This window comes from Zhongshania sp. R06B22, from assembly GCF_040892595.1.
Taxonomy (GTDB): Bacteria; Pseudomonadota; Gammaproteobacteria; order Pseudomonadales; family Spongiibacteraceae; genus Spongiibacter; species Spongiibacter arctica.
Window position 1 is genome coordinate 2365463 of sequence record NZ_JBFRYB010000001.1, and the last position, 16371, is coordinate 2381833.

Here is a 16371-nt window from a genome sequence, read left to right on the forward strand (position 1 = left end):
CCACTACTTCAGGGTCGCTAAAAACTCGATAGTTTTAGCACGACGGCCCTCAGCAATTTCCTCAGGGGTTACCACGATAATTTTTTCGTCTGGGATGATTTTGAACAAGGGCTGGCCTTTCTTAATAATCACGCCATCACCTTCAATCAGGACTTTATCGATTGTACCGGCAAAAGGCGCAATGACTTTGTTGAACATCTTCATAACTTCAACAATGTACAAAGTATCGCCCGCTTCGAAATGCTCGCCAACACTAATGAATACATCCATGCCGGGTGCTTCGCGCGGATAGTACATGCCGCCGCTGGCTGCCAAGATTTCGTCTGATTTCGCAGCAGGTGGTGGCACAAGTACCTTGGCCATGCGCTTCTGCAGAACCTCGTCAGTTAAGCGATCGGGAATGGTGATACTCAAATCGGGGTTCATGCTCAGCTCGTAGAAGCCAGTCTTATCGGCGATATACGCCAATACTGACAGTACTTCGCTACCGGCAAAATAGCCTATATGCGCGCTGCGTACCGCAGACCACTCGTCCGCACTAAAGCCTTTGGGCGCCTTGTCTGAAGCAAGTAAGGCTTCAAGAGCAGGGAAATCTGCAGCATCGACTTTTTCATTCAAGGTTTTGTAGAAGCTAACGGCTGCGCTTAAGATATCGTGGTCGTGGTCCCAGATCATATAGCGTGCTGGCTTATCAGCTTCAAAATCCATATTCAGATAGTGATATAGCTCTTCCAGCAGCTGAATGGGATTAACGGCCCATTTGATTTTGCCGTTGTCGATACGCAAGCTGTTCTTGTTCATGCTTAACCAACCGGCCATATAATGCGGTTCGGCGAATAAACGTTCCAGCGGACGAATCATTAATAGTTTTTTAGCATCGAGTGCTGCTGCCCATGCGGCGCCGTTATCGCCCGCTTCGCCAACGTAGCGCTGACGTATTTCTGCGTAAGCAACATCCAAGTCAATTTGGTTGGCCTGTTCTTTAAGCAAACCTACCGAGGTCAGGTAAGGCACAATAAAACGCGTTGATGGACGCGCATTGATACCGTTGCCAATGAACCAGTGCACCAAGCCATAGTGAAACTCAAGATTAGTGGCCAGATCTTTGCCGCGCAATTCAGTGCGCCGCAGTATTTCCGCCAAACGCTGATAACTGCTGAGACGGGTTTCACCTGTGGTAAGTAGTAGCGCAATGTTTGAGTCATACGCACCGGCGAGGTGGTATTTCATAAACACATCAGTATCGGGATTGTGGGTAGAGATACCTTGGTCGTCACGGATCTCACCTCGAATCGCGTTCGACCAGTTTTCGATAACACCACCAGCGTGGGGCTGCAAGGCTTGGTTAGTTGCGTTCATGCGCGCCTCTACCGAGGTTTTCTCACGCAAAATACGGGTGGGTTTAGGCAAGTTTTTGCCGTGGCGTGCCAACAGCACCATGACTTCAACAAGACTTTCGGCAATGAAATAATCACCAGAGTCGTCTGGGTTGGTAAACTTGAGTTTGTAGCACAACTCTGTCACCCGGTGCTCAACCTGAATACGGGTATTCATCTCCATGAAATAGTGGGAATCACCATCGACGATACATTCAAAGGTGCCTAAAGAATCCAGTTTTACCGCTTCACCGAATACCGCGCCTTCATGTTCCATGCGCTGCAATATATCTAGGTCTTTCTTAAGTTGTTCTGCTTCTGCTTTGCTACCAGCCGCTTCGGCCGCAATAATGGCTGCCGCAAGCTCTTCTTCAGTAACAGACACCTCTAACAGTTTCTGCTCGTGCATTTGCAATGAGCAGTCACGGCCGCCCATGGTCATGCACCACTCACCGTTACCCACAACCTGAATCTCCTGGTGGCGGGTGGTATCGATATTCATTTCGATAAGGACGTTTTTATTGTCACCAACACCGTTGGTTTTCAGTTCGATCAGGCACTCTTGTACCAGAGACGGTACGTTAGCGACGGCCTTCTCTAATTTTTCTTCAAGAGTCGCGCCCTCATATGAGTTCGCTGACTGCAAAATACGCTGACCTTTACCACCGCCACCGGCAATCGCTTTTAGGCGGAAACGGTTGTTCGGCTTTTCTGTCAGCATGCGCTTAGCTTCAGTTTGCAGCGCAAGGCCAATGTCAGCGGCAGTAATGATATCGATACCCGCCGCATACGACGCCGCCAACAATGCCAGAGCCTGTTCTTCAAGGTCTTTACAGGCGGCAAAGTCGACACTCAGCTTGTTGTCTTTGGCGCACTTCTCAAGACCATCTACGCCGTATTTGGCAAAAAGAGCCAAACTAGTCGCATTGTTCACCCCAGGTGTAACTGACACACCAGTTTCCAATGCGGTGCGTTTCGCTTGGTCTTTCATACCCGCAGATTTTTGGGTGTAAGAACAGGGCCCAATAAAATTCAAGCCGGCCTTTTCCATCGACTCCACCATCTCGGCGTCTTCGGACATAAAGCCGTAACCCGCAAAGATCGCGTTGTAATCATTATCGTAGGCAATACGAATGATTTGCTTGATACGACGAATGCGCTCTTCTTTGGTGGCGCCGGTGTAATCCGGTACACGGTGAACGCGATCTGGATCAGTCAGAGTACGCAACTCTGGCGCAAGGGCGTTGGTATAGGTAATGGAGTCTTTTTCTGAGAGCAAAATACCGTAGTGGTGGATACCCATTTCGTCGAATACATCCATAGCCTCCTTTCGGATTGGGCCACGGCAAATAATCAATGGTTTCATGTCATTACATGCGAAACCTCGAGTCCATGCTGTATTTGATTTTGCCAATTGACGGTCTTTATGAACCATCGGATTGCTCAGGTAGTAATTATTACTTTCTTGCACGTCGAATAACCTCGTTAGCGAATCGTCTTGAGTCAATGAATGACGGAATACTTGCACAAGCTCGGGGAATTAATGAAATTCCCGTTGCGTTCCACTCATGGGCTCAGGCTTGTAAGCTCTGAGATGCAGTTCCAGTTGTTCACCCAATACCTTGCGCAGGTCAGAGGGCATGACGATCTGGGATATCGATCCCAGGCTTAATGCTTCGTTTGGATTCATGAGCTCGCGCTCATAGCGTTGGGTCAACTGCAGCTCTTCGTGCTTCTGCCATACGGTGACAGCTTCTTTAGCCGCTGCCGCAGCGTCTGACTCAGACATACCTACCTTGAGGTTTTGCGCCTTAAGTTCAGCCGTCTTCGGTTTAATCGCACCGCGAATTTTACGCACTTCATCTTTATAAACGTATTCAACGCCCGCTGGGCCCATTACCGCTAAACGGGTTGTCGGTAATGCGCAGACAAAATCCGCACCAGTAGGATAGTTATTAAACGACGCGTAAGCGCCACCAAAGGCGTTGCGAACAATCATAAGGAAACGCGGTGTACGCAGATCGATAATCGCATCGAGCATAGCGCGACCGGCTTGAACAATACCGCCCGCCTCCTGATCTTTACCCGGTAAGAAACCAGTGGTGTCTTCCATGAAAATAACGGGAATATTGTAAACATTGCAGAAACGGATAAAGCGCGCGTTTTTGTAGGCAGCGTCGATATCGATCTGCCCAGAGGCGACCGCAGAATTATTCGCTACAAAACCGACGACGTTGCCGCCCATACGACCCAGCGCGCAAACGGTGTTGCGAGCGCGCTCAGGTTGGATTTCAAAGAAATCACCGTGGTCGCACATTTGCTGAATAATAATGCTGATATCAAAGGGGGTATTAAAACCTGTGGGGCTATTAAAGGCTTTCCTCAATAGTAAATCGATATCCCAGGTTCTACGCGTAATCGGGTCAGAGGTCGGCTGAAACGGCGGCGCCTCGGCGCTATTGTTTGGCAGGTAGTTAAGAAGCTCTTTAACTTTACGCAAAGCGGCGACTTCGTCGGGCACGACAAAATCCGTTACCCCAGATTTAGAATGAACACTGGGACCACCAAGTTCATCAGCGGTCACGTCTTCGCCAAGCACAGATTTAACAACGCCGGGCCCAGTCAAACCAAAGAAGGTGTCATTGGGTTGAATAACAAAAGAACCCTGACGCGGCAGATAAGAACCACCACCGGCGTTATAACCGAACATACACATAATCGACGGCACCACACCGTTGATATGGCGCAGTGCGGTAAACGCTTCCGCGTAGCCATCTAGGCCGCCAACACCAGCGGGAATGTATGCACCCGCTGAGTCGTTCATACCAACCAGTGGAATACCAAGCTTGCCGGCAAGTTTAAATAGATTAGCTAACTTGCTGCCATTGGTGGCGTCCATAGAACCGGCGCGGACAGTAAAGTCATGACCATAAAGAGCCACATCTCGGCCATTGACTTTAACAACCGCGGTAACGAGCGAGGCGCCATCTAAATTTTTGCCCCAGTTTTGGTAAAGAATTTTAGGCTCAGTGCCGATATCGGCGAGCACTGAAATTCTTTCCCAAACGGTCATACGCTTCTTTTCGTGCTGCTTTTGAACGCCTTTTACACCCGCCATCTTTCTTGGGCGCTGTAGCAGATCGTAACCAGCTTGAAGAGCGGCTTCGTAGATACCAGGATCGTAATCAATCTGACCTGGTACGGTAAACTCGAGTTCTGATTTCTTCTCGAAGGGGTTTTCCAGTGAGGGAATTTGTGTCTGTATTTTTGTCATGCTGTCAGTTCCAGCTGCATTTATAGTTAACCCGCGAACATGCCGCTAGCGATTATCTCCCCGATATCTTAGCCAGCATGGGATTCTTACGATCCCTATCACTGCTAATTTTCTAAGGGGCATTGCGCCAGCTGACATATTTGAATTGCGGATGAATGAGAAAAACCGTTCTATGTATTACAACGACGGCTTAGTGATTCTCAAAGCGGCGGCTAACATTACTGGGATCCGGCTTCTCTGTCAATCCAAATGGCGGCTCTGAAGACCTTGCTCAATATGATAAAACACTAGATTTTTCAGCCTCATAGCACGTAAAATCGCGAGTTAGTCGCCGCGTTTAATCGCCCCCCAGAGCAACAAATAATGGCCCGTCTTCGTCGCATATTGCTACCCTACTCCCGCGACAGCTGCGCTATATTTGCGAGTCTGAAACATCTACCATTTCCAGTGTTTTTAGATAGCGCAGCGCCCTTTAGCGACTACGGTCGATTCGACATTATTTGCGCTCAACCTGATGAAGTTATTTCATTAAAAACAATGCCCTACGACAGCATTGAAATGTTTATTATTAACACTGAATTGCGCTTAGCCGAGGTATGTAGCAACTACATTCACGATGAGGAGCTGCCCTTTTGCGGCGGTGCGATTGGCTACCTGAGTTATGATTTTGCCGAAATCACTCATTCTGTCAGGCATAAACAAGCAGAAGATGACAGCTCAGCCACGCCATACTTCCACGCTGGCATCTATCCCTGGGCCATTGTTGTGGATCATCAGCGTCGACATTGCGAGCTCGTGGCCCAAGCTTCGGTTAGCGCAGATTACTTGGCGCACATCGAAGGCCTTGTTGTCGCCGCTACCGAACCCGACGCAAAGCCAGCCAACTTTGCGCTAAGCGGCATATTTGAGACCTCCTTGGATATCCAGCAATACCGGCAGGCTTTTGAACGAGTTCAAGACTATATTCACGCCGGCGACTGTTATCAAATCAACCTGACACGGGCTTTTACAGCGCCTTATCAGGGGGATCCATGGCAAGCCTATCAAGGTTTACGGAAAACTGCCGCCGCGCCCTTCTCGGCTTATGTCGATCTCGGTGATAGCCAGATTCTAAGTTTTTCACCAGAGCGTCTGCTGTCGGCATGTAATGGCCGGCTGCAAACCCAGCCTATTAAAGGCACAGCTGCCCGCGATCCAGATCCAATCAAAGACCTGGCCTTGGCTGTCGAGTTGCAAAGCAGTGCTAAGAATCGCGCCGAGAACGTGATGATTGTAGATTTACTGCGCAATGATTTCAGCAAAAGCTGTCAGCCGTCATCGGTACAAACCGACAAGTTGTGCGAGCTGCAAAGCTTTCGCACCGTGCATCATTTAGTCAGCACCGTATCCGGTCAATTGCGTCCCGGTTGCACTGCGTTCAAAGCATTGCTGAACTGTTTTCCCGGCGGCTCCATCACTGGCGCGCCAAAACAAAGAGCCATGGAAATCATTGCTGAAATAGAGCCCCATCGGCGCGGTTTCTACTGCGGCAGTATTTTCTACCTGGGTGGCGGCGGCAAGATGGACAGCAGCATCACCATCCGCAGTTTTGTCTGTGCAGATAATCACATTCGTGGATGGGCTGGGGGTGGCATTGTTGCCGACTCTGAGGTCGACGAGGAGTTTATTGAGACTGAAACAAAAATCGGCAAGCTCCTACAGGCGCTTGCCGATTTCTAAACGCATTGCTACGTGGGTCTATTACAAGCTTAGATTGCGGTTAGACGCTTTAATAAATTCCAGCTTTAGGGCTTCATAGTCGTGTACTGCGGGGAATTGCGGGAATTCGCTAATAACATTGTCCGGCGCTTTAAACAGAATGCCAGCATCGGCTTCTGCCAACATGGTGGTGTCATTGTAGGAATCGCCTGCAGCAATAATTCGGTAGTACAGGGTTTTTAAGGCAAGAACGGCTTGGCGCTTAGGATTCACTTGGCGAATACGGTAGTCGACGACCTTCCCCAAGCTGTCGGTTTCCAATTTATGGCACAGCAGCGTTGGCCAACCTAATTGCTTCATCAGTGGCGCGGCAAACTCGTAGAAGGTGTCTGACAAAATAACCACCTGAAAACGCGCGCGCAGCCAATCCAAAAACTCTACAGCACCTTCCATTGGCGCCATATCAGCAATGACTTCCTGAATATCTGGTAGGCCTAAGCCGTTTTCGTTCAACAAACGCAGGCGCTGCTGCATCAGCACATCATAGTCGGGTATATCACGGGTAGTTGCCTTCAACGCTTCGATACCAGTGCGCTCCGCAAAATCGATCCAGATTTCTGGGATCAGCACCCCTTCCAAGTCAAGACAAGCGATTTCCACAACATTACTCCTAAAATTGATTAAATTGCGCTTTAGCGCCGAAAAACCGCGTCAATCTAACGGCTTGGGACAGATAAAGCAATCTTGACTAATACAGCAAAATCGGCCTAGTACATGGGCAAATCAATATCTGCAAACAGCGCTTCAAGGTCGTGCTTAGTCTGGCACTGATAGGCTTTATCGACTAAATCTGCGGTCAAATGAGGAGCAAATAGCTCTACAAAATCATACATGAATTTTCGCATATAAGTACCGCGACGAAATCCTACTTTGGTAACGCTAGGCTCAAAGAGATGACTTGCATCAAGGGCCACTAAATCCGAGTCTGCCACAGGGTCATAGGCCATTTCGGCAACAATCCCAATACCTAGGCCAAGGCGAACATAGGTTTTAATAACATCGGCATCGGTGGCGGTAAACACCACTTTAGGTTCAAGCCCCTTGTTGAGGAAGGCTTCGTCTAACTTTGAGCGGCCGGTAAAGCCAAACACATAGGTCACAATTGGAAACAGAGCCACGTCTTCGATCTGGAGATTGTTGATCTGCGTTAAAGGGTGATCTTTGGGAACTAGAATCGTTCTATTCCAGCGATAACACGGCATCATAATCAAGTCACTAAACAACTCCAGTGCTTCGGTTGCAATAGCGAAATCGACTTCAAAGTTGGCGGCCAACTCCGAAATTTGCATGGGCGTACCCTGGTGCATATGCAAGGACACATCGGGATAGCGTTCAATGAAGGTCTTGATAACACTAGGCAGTGCATAGCGGGCCTGAGTGTGGGTAGTTGCAATTGACAGGCTACCCTTCTTCGGATTCTTAAACTCTTGGGCGGTGTGTTTAATACTTTCGGTCTTGTACAGAATCTCACCAGCAGTTTTTAAAATCGCTTCACCAGCGGGAGTAATTCGAGTGAGGTGTTTGCCATTGCGAGCGAAAATTTCTACACCCAACTCATCTTCTAACATGCGTATTTGCTTACTAATGCCGGGCTGCGACGTAAATAAGCTTTGAGCCGTTGCCGATACATTCATCTCGTGGTGCGCAACTTCCCAAATATAGCGCAACTGTTGCAGTTTCATGCTGATCTAGCTCCTGAAATCAAACGTGCTTGATACACTTTCACGGCAGTATCTTTTTATTTTTTAAAGCCTGGCCAAGGTCAACCAAGCCTCACTCCATCAGTCATCCACTTTATTGGCAATGCCATGCGGGACATGTCCAGTAGAAACATGCTCACTAGCCGATGCGCAATGACCGGGCTGATCGTCAAAAAATACATCTGCACCATAGGCCGCCAAAAACTCGCCCTTGTCTAAACCACCGAGGAATAGCGACTCATCTATACGAATATTCCAATTTCTCAAAGTTTGAATAACCCGTTTGTGGGTGGGCGCAGAGCGCGCCGTCACCAAGGCGATGCGAATGGGTGGATCGTCATCAGAGAGCTCGCGCTGCAAGGCATTTAAAGCAGCTAGAAAGTTCTTAAACGGACCGCCGCTCAAGGGCGTATTGGCCGCGGCCACTTCACTGGCGGTAAAGGCTTCCAGCCCGTCGCGCTTAAAGACTTGCTCCGCCTCATCTGAAAAGATAACCGCATCACCATCGAAGGCAAAACGCAGCTCTCGATTACTCACGGGCTGGGATTTTTTGGAGCGTGATAACAAAGTCGCCGCGGCGACACCGTTATCCAGTGCACGGCGCACGTCTTCTGCATTGGTCGATAAAAAAAGATGACAGCCAAAAGCTGATACATAACGGTAAGGGCTTTCCCCGCCGCTAAACGCTGCGCGGCTAATATTGAGCCCGTAATGCTCTATGGAATTAAATACCCGCAGACCGGTATCGGCTGAATTACGTGAAAGTAGGATGACTTCAACGCGGGCATCATCAAGATAATTATTGAGCTGCAACAGGCGCTCAACAATACCGAAGGCTTCGCCTGGTTCTAAAATCTCATTCTCATGGTCTATCTGATAGCTTTGATAGGCATTGAGCCCCTCTGATTCATACACCCGATGACTTTCATCCAGATTGAATAATGCTCTGGATGAAATAGCGACTACTAATTTACTCTCAAATCCTTTGGGCATAATCATACTTCTTGGAGGAACAGGCTCACTATACAATACCGCCAGACCAAGACAACAGCCTTAAACGCCGCTAGGGTTTTGCGGCGGCCACATTCACTGGTGACATAATTGGCATAGCGACAAACAAAGCCGAGTGCTCGCCAGCCATCACAGTTTTAATCTCCTTAATCAGAGCGTGCGTTAAAGCCGCAAATACAGGCTGATTAATACTGGCGTTGGAAATGCGCGCCGACAATACTCCGATAATTTGGCGCTGGCTGTCATTGTTCTGTGTCAATACTGCGCCACTCTGCCCCGCGTAACTAAAACAATCCAGAACATATAAATCGCCTAACTTTTGAGTGCCTCGCTGCCATAAACTTGAGCGGCAACGGGAGGACCACAGGGTATAGCGGGTTTTATCATTCGGATAAGCGAGGCTTTCCACCCAAAGATTTTGAGAATTTGGTATCGCCAGCATCGGCGGTTTTTGCATAGGTATCGGAGACGCCAACTTAAATAGAGCGATATCTGATCCACTGTAGCGGCCAAGCTCACCATTATGCTGATGTTTAGGATGATGCTGGCGATGATGCCACGCCGCCGTCACTGGCGTCGCAGCGCCATCACTCCCAGAGGATGCGTTTGGATCTGCAATAAACTGCAGCGAACGGAGTTGGCCATCGCCGGCCGGTGTATATAAACAGTGCGAGGCTGATATCAACCACTGCGAGGCCAGCTGCGTGGCAGTGCAGCGTGATTCATAGTAGCTACCATCAGCTTGAGTAAATCTACTTAATAATATACCGCTGCGCGGCATGGACGTTGGCAGCCGCCAAAGTTGTTGGCGCACATCCTCGCTACCACTTGCGCCTAGAGAGGCCTGACGCTGAAATATTAAAGATATCGATTTATCAGCGTCAACCACAGCATTCGCCCACAACAGCCTTGGCGCGCCGTCAGTATCCGCCGTTAGAATAAGGTTCTTTTTGCCGCGCTTAGATAATTGCAGCGCCAATGTTGGCTGCAACGCAAGCGGCTTAGACAGCCGAGAATCTGCAAACACCGCATTAGGAGCCGTCATGACACGAGGTAAAAAACCACTCAATTGGTTTAACATCGCCAAGGCTTTATCTCGACGCAGAGGATCACCACTGAGGATTTCTCTTCGATAACGCCGCACGGCCTCTTCAAGACTAAGCCCAGTGTCCATGCCCTTTAACACAAAAGCTGCATGCATCAAGGCCAATTCGTAAGGCCAGTGATTTGCGCTTACCGCCTGGGTGGCATGACGATAAGCTAGCTCAATGTCGGCGCTCTGAGTGTTAGTACCTTGGCTGCCCTCACCCCAGAAATACCACTGTGCCAATTCAATGTTTGTATACTCACATACGGCTGGACTGACATTTATATTTTCGCCAAACTCCAGGCGCTTCTCCGCAGTCGGCAGCAGCCATGCGGAGGCCGCTGGGGGAAAGATGCTGTCACTACAATCAGCGCTAGCAGCGCTACAGAAAACCGAAAAGAGCACAGCGACAGCATTGCGCGCTGTTCTCGCCGCGGCAAGCCCGATAGAATTCAGCAAGGAAATGAGTCGATAATTATGCATAGAACAACTTGGGTTGAATTCAATAGTAAAGCGCTGCGTCACAATGCGGCTGCCGTGCGTCGTCTTGCGCCTAGTGCCGCTATCTTAGCGATGGTCAAAGCCAATGGCTATGGACACGGTGCAGATTGGGTCGCCAAGCAATTACACAATATGGTCGACGGGTTCGCCGTCGCCCGGTTTAGTGAAGCTTTGAATTTACGGGGCAGCCAAGCACAAAAACGAATTCTACTACTAGGCACCGAGCTGAATGGCGAGCAATTACAGGAATGCGCGCGTCATCACCTAGATGTTGTCATTCATGACATCGACACCGCAAAGGAACTTGCAAACACCTCCTTGGCCGAGCCTATCACGGTCTGGTTAAAGATGAACACTGGCATGAATCGGCTTGGCATGAGCGCATCGGAATTTGCCCAAGCGCACAAATTGCTTGCGTCCAAATCTACTGTTGCGGCGATTCATCATATGAGTCATTTCAGTGATGCAGAAACTGCGGACCACAGCACCACCGCGCTACAATACCAGCGTCTGACCTCGCTCAGCCACTCTCTGGGTGACGTCCCCATAAGTATGGCCAACTCCGCGGCGATTATTGTTCACCCCCAAACCCAGCTCGACTGGGTTCGCCCCGGCATTATGCTTTATGGCGACGACCCCAGTAGCAGCCTGCCTGCCGGCAGCGATTTACAGTCTGTGATGACGTTTAAAGCCAAGGTCTTAGCGGTAAGAGACTTAGAGGCAGGCGACGCGGTCGGTTATAACCGGCGCTGGCAATCAACAGGTAAATCGCGTATTGCAACCATTGCAGCAGGCTACGCCGACGGCTATCCCCGCCAAGCGCCCGATGGCACGCCAGTGCTAATCAATGGTGCACGCGCCAGCCTAGCGGGCCGAGTTTCTATGGATTTAATGACTGTAGATGTTAGCCATCTACCCACAGTAAAAGCCGGTGACGTGGCCACTCTATGGGGTGAGCAGCTTCCCGCCGCCGAAGTGGGCCAGCACTGCAATACCATTAGCTACGAATTATTTACTCGCATTACCGAACGAGTTGAGCGCATCTATTTATAGGCTCAGCAAACTGCATATAGAGCACAAAAGCTACGGCCCCGAAATAATGGGGGCCGAAAACACGCTAAGCGAGGATCAAAGGGCCTGAGTTAAGCGCTTGATTTCGCCGCCGCCAACTGAGTCTTAGTCAGCTGGAATACCACTGGACTCAGCAATATTAAGGCAATTAAATTTGGAATGGCCATTAAAGCGTTCAAGGTATCTGCCAGCAGCCAAATAAAACCCAGGTTTGCCATCGCGCCCAGTGGGATGGCTAACACCCAGGCGATGCGAAATGGCATTACGCCGCGGGGGCCAAAAAAGTACACCACGCAGCGTTCGCTGTAGTAAGACCAGCCCAGCATTGTGGTAAAAGCAAAAACCGCCAAGCCCACCGCAACAATGTAATGACCACCGGGAATCTGTGATTCAAAAGCCATTGTCGACAGCGCAGCGCCACTTTCTCCGGTCTGCCATACCCCGGAAAGCAAAATTACAAAGCCGGTGACTGAACACACTAAAATTGTATCGATGAAGGTGCCGAGCATGGCAATCATACCCTGCCGCACCGGGTTGTTAGTCTTGGCAGCTGCATGGGCTATGGGCGCACTACCCAGCCCAGCTTCATTAGAAAAAATACCCCGCGCCACACCGAACCGAATTGCCGCTGCAATACCGGCGCCAGCAAAACCGCCTACCGCGGCTGTGCCATTGAAAGCGGAATGGATGACTAAATTGAAAACAGCGGGCAAGGCGCTAAGATTCATCAGCAAGATAAGCACGCCAATGGCAAGATAACTGACGGCCATAATGGGAACCAAAAAACCTGCCACACTGGCGACGCGCTTTACACCGCCCAATATGACGGCTGCAACGCCAACAACCATGACCGCAGCACTGACCCAAATTGGTATTCCGAAAGCACCCTGCATGGCGTCAGCGACTGAATTGGCCTGAACCGTATTGCCAATACCAAAGCCCGCAATGGCACCGAAGAAAGCAAAACAGGCAGCGAGCCAGCGCCAGCGCGGCCCTAAGCCATTTTTGATGTAGTACATGGGGCCGCCGCTAAAATTGCCCTCGGCATCTTGCTCGCGAAACTGCACCGCGCACACTGCCTCCGCATATTTTGTTGCCATGCCGACGAGAGCGGTACACCACATCCAAAACAAGGCGCCGGGACCGCCCAGTGCAATGGCGGTTGCCACGCCAGCGATATTGCCGGTGCCAATAGTGGCGCTTAAAGAAGTCATTAGCGCTTGGAAGGGGCTAATCTGGCCTTTACCTTGGCTGCTTTTACGTCCCTTAAGGAGTAAGCGAAAGGCAGGCCCAATATTCAGCAGCGGCATCAGCCGTAAACCAATCATCAGGTAGGCGCCTGTGCCCAATATGAGCACCAACATCAAAGGCCCCCACACTACACCGTTAATGGCACTTACAAATGCTGATATTTGTTCCATAGGAAGTCCTTTACCGTGCTCTAAAACACCAACGATTAATTAAAATTGAAATTTTCCCTCTGCGGGAATACACCAAACACCCCACCGGTATGCACAAACACGATGTCGCCGGTATCGCCAAAGCGGCCTTTTTTCAATTGATCCAACATGCCGTAAAAGGCCTTGCCGGTGTACACCGGATCGAGCACTAGGCCTTCGCCGCGGGCAACATCCGCTATACAAGCAAAGACTTCTTGTCCCGCCTGCGCATAACCCGCTCCAACATAGCCATCGATTACGTTTAGCGACAAAGCATCAAGGTCTATGCCAGTTTGATAGCGCTGCTCCCAATCTCTTAAATCACACTTAACTTTATTCAAGAACCACGCTTCGTCATCACAAACATTAACGCCATAAACCTTGGCATCTATGCCGTAGCGGTGAACACCTGCGCTCAAACCAGCTTGGGTGCCGCCTGAACCGGTAGCGCAAATAATATGGCTTGGCGAGATACCGTGCTCAAGAAAATCCTGCTTAAGTTCCGCGCAGGCTTCAACATAACCCCAGACACCAATTGCGTCAGAGGCGCCGGTGGGAATAATAAACGCCTTTCTATTCTTCTTTTGATAAGTCGCCTGAACGCGCACCAAAATATCATCTAATTCGCGCTGATATTGTGCGGCGGGATAATAGCTAATCTCGGCCCCAGCCAAATAATCCAAGAGTAGATTGCCGTCTGGAATTTGTTTGTCATCGCCTCGTAAAATCAAATGACATTTCAAACCCAGCTGCGCGCACAGCAATGCCGTCGCCCGACAGTGGTTGGATTGCAGCCCCCCACAAGTAATAATGGTGTCGCAGTCATCGGCAATGGCTTGGGCCAAATTGAATTCTAATTTGCGCACCTTATTGCCCGACAGTAGGCTGCCAGTTAAATCATCGCGCTTCACCCAAATCTTGGGTCCACCGATGCGTTTGCTAAGGCGGTCGAGGAGCTGTAAGGGAGTGGGCAATTGTGCAAGCTTGAGTCGCGGTGGCACGTGACCACCGAATGTTTGTATCGTGGTATCTGAACTTTTAATAGAAGAAGGCATGTGCCACCTGCTAGAGGAGTGCGCCCCGCACTATCGCGAAGCGCGCAATCATTAGATTGCTTTCAAGGTGCCTTTGGGCAGCACCGCGTGAATGGATGAACGCTGAAATTTCAATTCCACATTATCCGTCACGGCAACGACCACATAGTCGTCATCAAGTTTTGTGACTTTACCAAGAATACCGCTGGTAGTGACTACTTCGTCGCCTTTCCCCAAAGCCGCAACCATAGCGGCATGCTCTTTTTGGCGCTTGCGCTGAGGACGAATAGCGATAAAGTAAAACAGGGCAAACATCAGTACCAGAAAGCCGATCTGGAATAACTCGCCACCGGGAGCCGCAGCGCCACCAGCAGTTTGGGCTTGTGCTTCAGAAATGAAAAAGCTCATTACACGTCCTTACTCAAAATTCAAAAAATAACGCCGCGACAAACCGCCGTAGCACCAAAAATCAGCCTGCAATATTACACAAGGCACCTACTCAAAGCGAGTAATCATAATCCATAGTAAAGGGCGCGTGATCTGAAAAGCGCTCGTCCGTATATACATCGGCGCTCCGGATTCCAGCGACTAGGCCTGGCGTAACAACGTGATAATCCAAGCGCCATCCCACATTGTTTGCATAGGCTTGGCCGCGATTCGACCACCAAGTGTAAACCGCGTCTTGATTAATCTCCCGAAAGGCGTCAACAAAGCCGGCCTCATCATATAATTTATCTAACCATTCTCGCTCATGTGGCAAGAAACCGGAGTTTTTCTTATTGCCTTTCCAATTTTTTAAATCAATTTCTTTGTGGCAAATATTCCAGTCCGCGCAGATCACCAGTTCGCGACCAGCCGCTTTTAACTCAAGAAAATGCAGATAAATGTTATCGAGAAAGGCGTCTTTTTTGGCCTGCGCCTCATCTCCGCTAGAGCCAGATGGCAGGTACATGGAAATAACACTTATTTTATCGTAATCCGCCCGAATGTAACGGCCCTCACTGTCAGCTGGATCCCAACCCAAAGAGGTGGTGACGCTATTGGGCGGCTTTTTACAATACATTGCCGTACCGCTATAGCCCTTCTTTATGGCGTCACTATAAACGGTGGTATAACCTTTTGGGTGATACAGCTCGTCTTCAAGCTGATCGCGCTGCGCCTTAGTTTCCTGAATACAAACCACGTCAGCATCTTGTTTAGCCAACCATTCAAAAAAACCCTTCCGCCCTGCCGAACGAATACCATTGGTATTCGCAGTAATAATCCGCATCCAAGTCACTCCAAAACAACGTTAAATTCGGCGCACAGCTTAGCAAAAAACCGTGGCGATAGCTGGCCACAAAGACTTAAAGTGCCGGCTCAATTGCATTGTAATGGCCGCAATATCTCTGCGTGAGGTTTAACTATTTGTGCCACCTTGACCTTAGTCGGAATTCATCCATTCGGATCATGTTGCTGCTTTCTCGCTAGCTCTAAACTGATGCAGTGAAGAAAAACACTAAAAACAGAAGACAGCAATCAAAGCCGCGCTAAGCCCATAAGATAACAGGCTAAGTCACCGCACACGCTTTGCAGCGCTATTGTCCGCAAATAATAAACGAACACAAATAACAACACAGGACCCAGTATCATGAGCCAACACTCACTTGAGACTCTTTTCGCTATTGAAGCGATCAAAAAGTTGAAGTACATCTATCTACGCGCTGTTGATACTCATGATTGGGACCTTTTGGAAAGCACCCTCACTACTGACTGCACCGCACGCTATGATGCTGGCAAATACAGCTTTGACAACCGTGAGCAGCTGATAAGCGGCTTGAAAGGCCATATGGACTCGCCTCAGGTCTTGACCATGCATAACTGTCATCACCCAGAAATAGATATCCATGATGGAGCTAGCGCTACTGGTAAGTGGTATTTACAGGATTTGGTGTTTAATAAAGAGCAGAATTGGATGTTATTTGGCACCGCCATATATACTGACCAATACCGCTTTAGCGACGGTGAGTGGCGTATTTGTCACACTGAATACGAACGTATAATGGAAGCGATTAACGCACCTATACCTGCGAGCTTAAGTTTCACTCATAATATGTTTGAAAAAAAATAGGGTCTTCGAA

General features: G+C 49.5%; 13 protein-coding genes. 3 read left to right on the plus strand and 10 right to left on the minus strand.

What is annotated here, in order from left to right:
- Positions 1–3 precede the first annotated feature (3 nt).
- Positions 4–2811 carry an ATP-binding protein gene (locus AB4875_RS10770; RefSeq protein WP_368377076.1) on the minus strand — a complete coding sequence of 936 codons (2808 nt, stop codon included), beginning with the start codon at positions 2809–2811 and terminating at the stop codon, positions 4–6.
- Positions 2812–2916: 105 nt separating this feature from the next.
- Positions 2917–4650 carry an acyl-CoA carboxylase subunit beta gene (locus tag AB4875_RS10775; RefSeq protein WP_368376059.1) on the minus strand — a complete coding sequence of 578 codons (1734 nt, stop codon included), beginning with the start codon at positions 4648–4650 and terminating at the stop codon, positions 2917–2919.
- 363 nt (positions 4651–5013) lie between these two features.
- On the opposite strand from AB4875_RS10775, the gene pabB reads away from it, so the two are divergent.
- Positions 5014–6369, plus strand: coding sequence for an aminodeoxychorismate synthase component I (gene pabB / locus AB4875_RS10780; protein ID WP_368376060.1), 1356 nt, complete (start codon positions 5014–5016; stop codon positions 6367–6369).
- Positions 6370–6390: 21 nt separating this feature from the next.
- Here the strand turns inward: pabB and thrH are convergent, their stop codons facing one another.
- From thrH to AB4875_RS10800, 4 genes are all read right to left on the minus strand, one after another.
- A complete protein-coding gene (gene thrH, locus AB4875_RS10785; protein ID WP_368376061.1) occupies positions 6391–7008 on the minus strand; it encodes a bifunctional phosphoserine phosphatase/homoserine phosphotransferase ThrH in 618 nt (205 codons plus the stop codon).
- A 107-nt stretch (positions 7009–7115) separates the two neighbouring features.
- Positions 7116–8090 (minus strand): HTH-type transcriptional regulator CysB, encoded by a 975-nt coding sequence (gene cysB, locus AB4875_RS10790; RefSeq protein ID WP_368376062.1) that lies wholly within the window; start codon positions 8088–8090, stop codon positions 7116–7118.
- Positions 8091–8189: 99 nt separating this feature from the next.
- Positions 8190–9101, minus strand: a complete 912-nt coding sequence (locus tag AB4875_RS10795; RefSeq protein ID WP_368376063.1) for a 5'-nucleotidase — start codon at positions 9099–9101, stop codon at positions 8190–8192.
- A gap of 70 nt (positions 9102–9171) precedes the next feature.
- Positions 9172–10689, minus strand: a complete 1518-nt coding sequence (locus AB4875_RS10800; RefSeq protein WP_368376064.1) for a trypsin-like serine peptidase — start codon at positions 10687–10689, stop codon at positions 9172–9174.
- On the opposite strand from AB4875_RS10800, the gene alr reads away from it, so the two are divergent.
- A complete protein-coding gene (alr, locus tag AB4875_RS10805; RefSeq protein ID WP_368376065.1) occupies positions 10684–11760 on the plus strand; it encodes an alanine racemase in 1077 nt (358 codons plus the stop codon). The genes AB4875_RS10800 and alr overlap by 6 nt on opposite strands.
- 89 nt (positions 11761–11849) lie before the next feature.
- Here alr and AB4875_RS10810 read toward each other — a convergent pair whose 3' ends face one another.
- From AB4875_RS10810 to AB4875_RS10825, 4 genes are all read right to left on the minus strand, one after another.
- The gene (locus AB4875_RS10810) at positions 11850–13199 is read right to left on the minus strand and encodes an alanine/glycine:cation symporter family protein (protein WP_368376066.1); all 1350 of its coding nucleotides are present in this window, start codon (positions 13197–13199) and stop codon (positions 11850–11852) included.
- Positions 13200–13234: 35 nt separating this feature from the next.
- Entirely contained in the window at positions 13235–14272 is a 1038-nt protein-coding gene (locus AB4875_RS10815) for a 1-aminocyclopropane-1-carboxylate deaminase/D-cysteine desulfhydrase (protein WP_368376067.1), read from the minus strand.
- A gap of 51 nt (positions 14273–14323) precedes the next feature.
- Positions 14324–14659 carry a preprotein translocase subunit YajC gene (gene yajC, locus AB4875_RS10820; RefSeq protein ID WP_368376068.1) on the minus strand — a complete coding sequence of 112 codons (336 nt, stop codon included), beginning with the start codon at positions 14657–14659 and terminating at the stop codon, positions 14324–14326.
- A 91-nt stretch (positions 14660–14750) separates the two neighbouring features.
- Positions 14751–15521 (minus strand): exodeoxyribonuclease III, encoded by a 771-nt coding sequence (locus AB4875_RS10825; RefSeq protein ID WP_368376069.1) that lies wholly within the window; start codon positions 15519–15521, stop codon positions 14751–14753.
- Positions 15522–15881: 360 nt separating this feature from the next.
- Between AB4875_RS10825 and AB4875_RS10830 the strand changes: the two genes are divergently transcribed.
- Positions 15882–16361, plus strand: a complete 480-nt coding sequence (locus AB4875_RS10830; protein WP_368376070.1) for a nuclear transport factor 2 family protein — start codon at positions 15882–15884, stop codon at positions 16359–16361.
- The last annotated feature ends 10 nt before the right edge of the window (positions 16362–16371 follow it).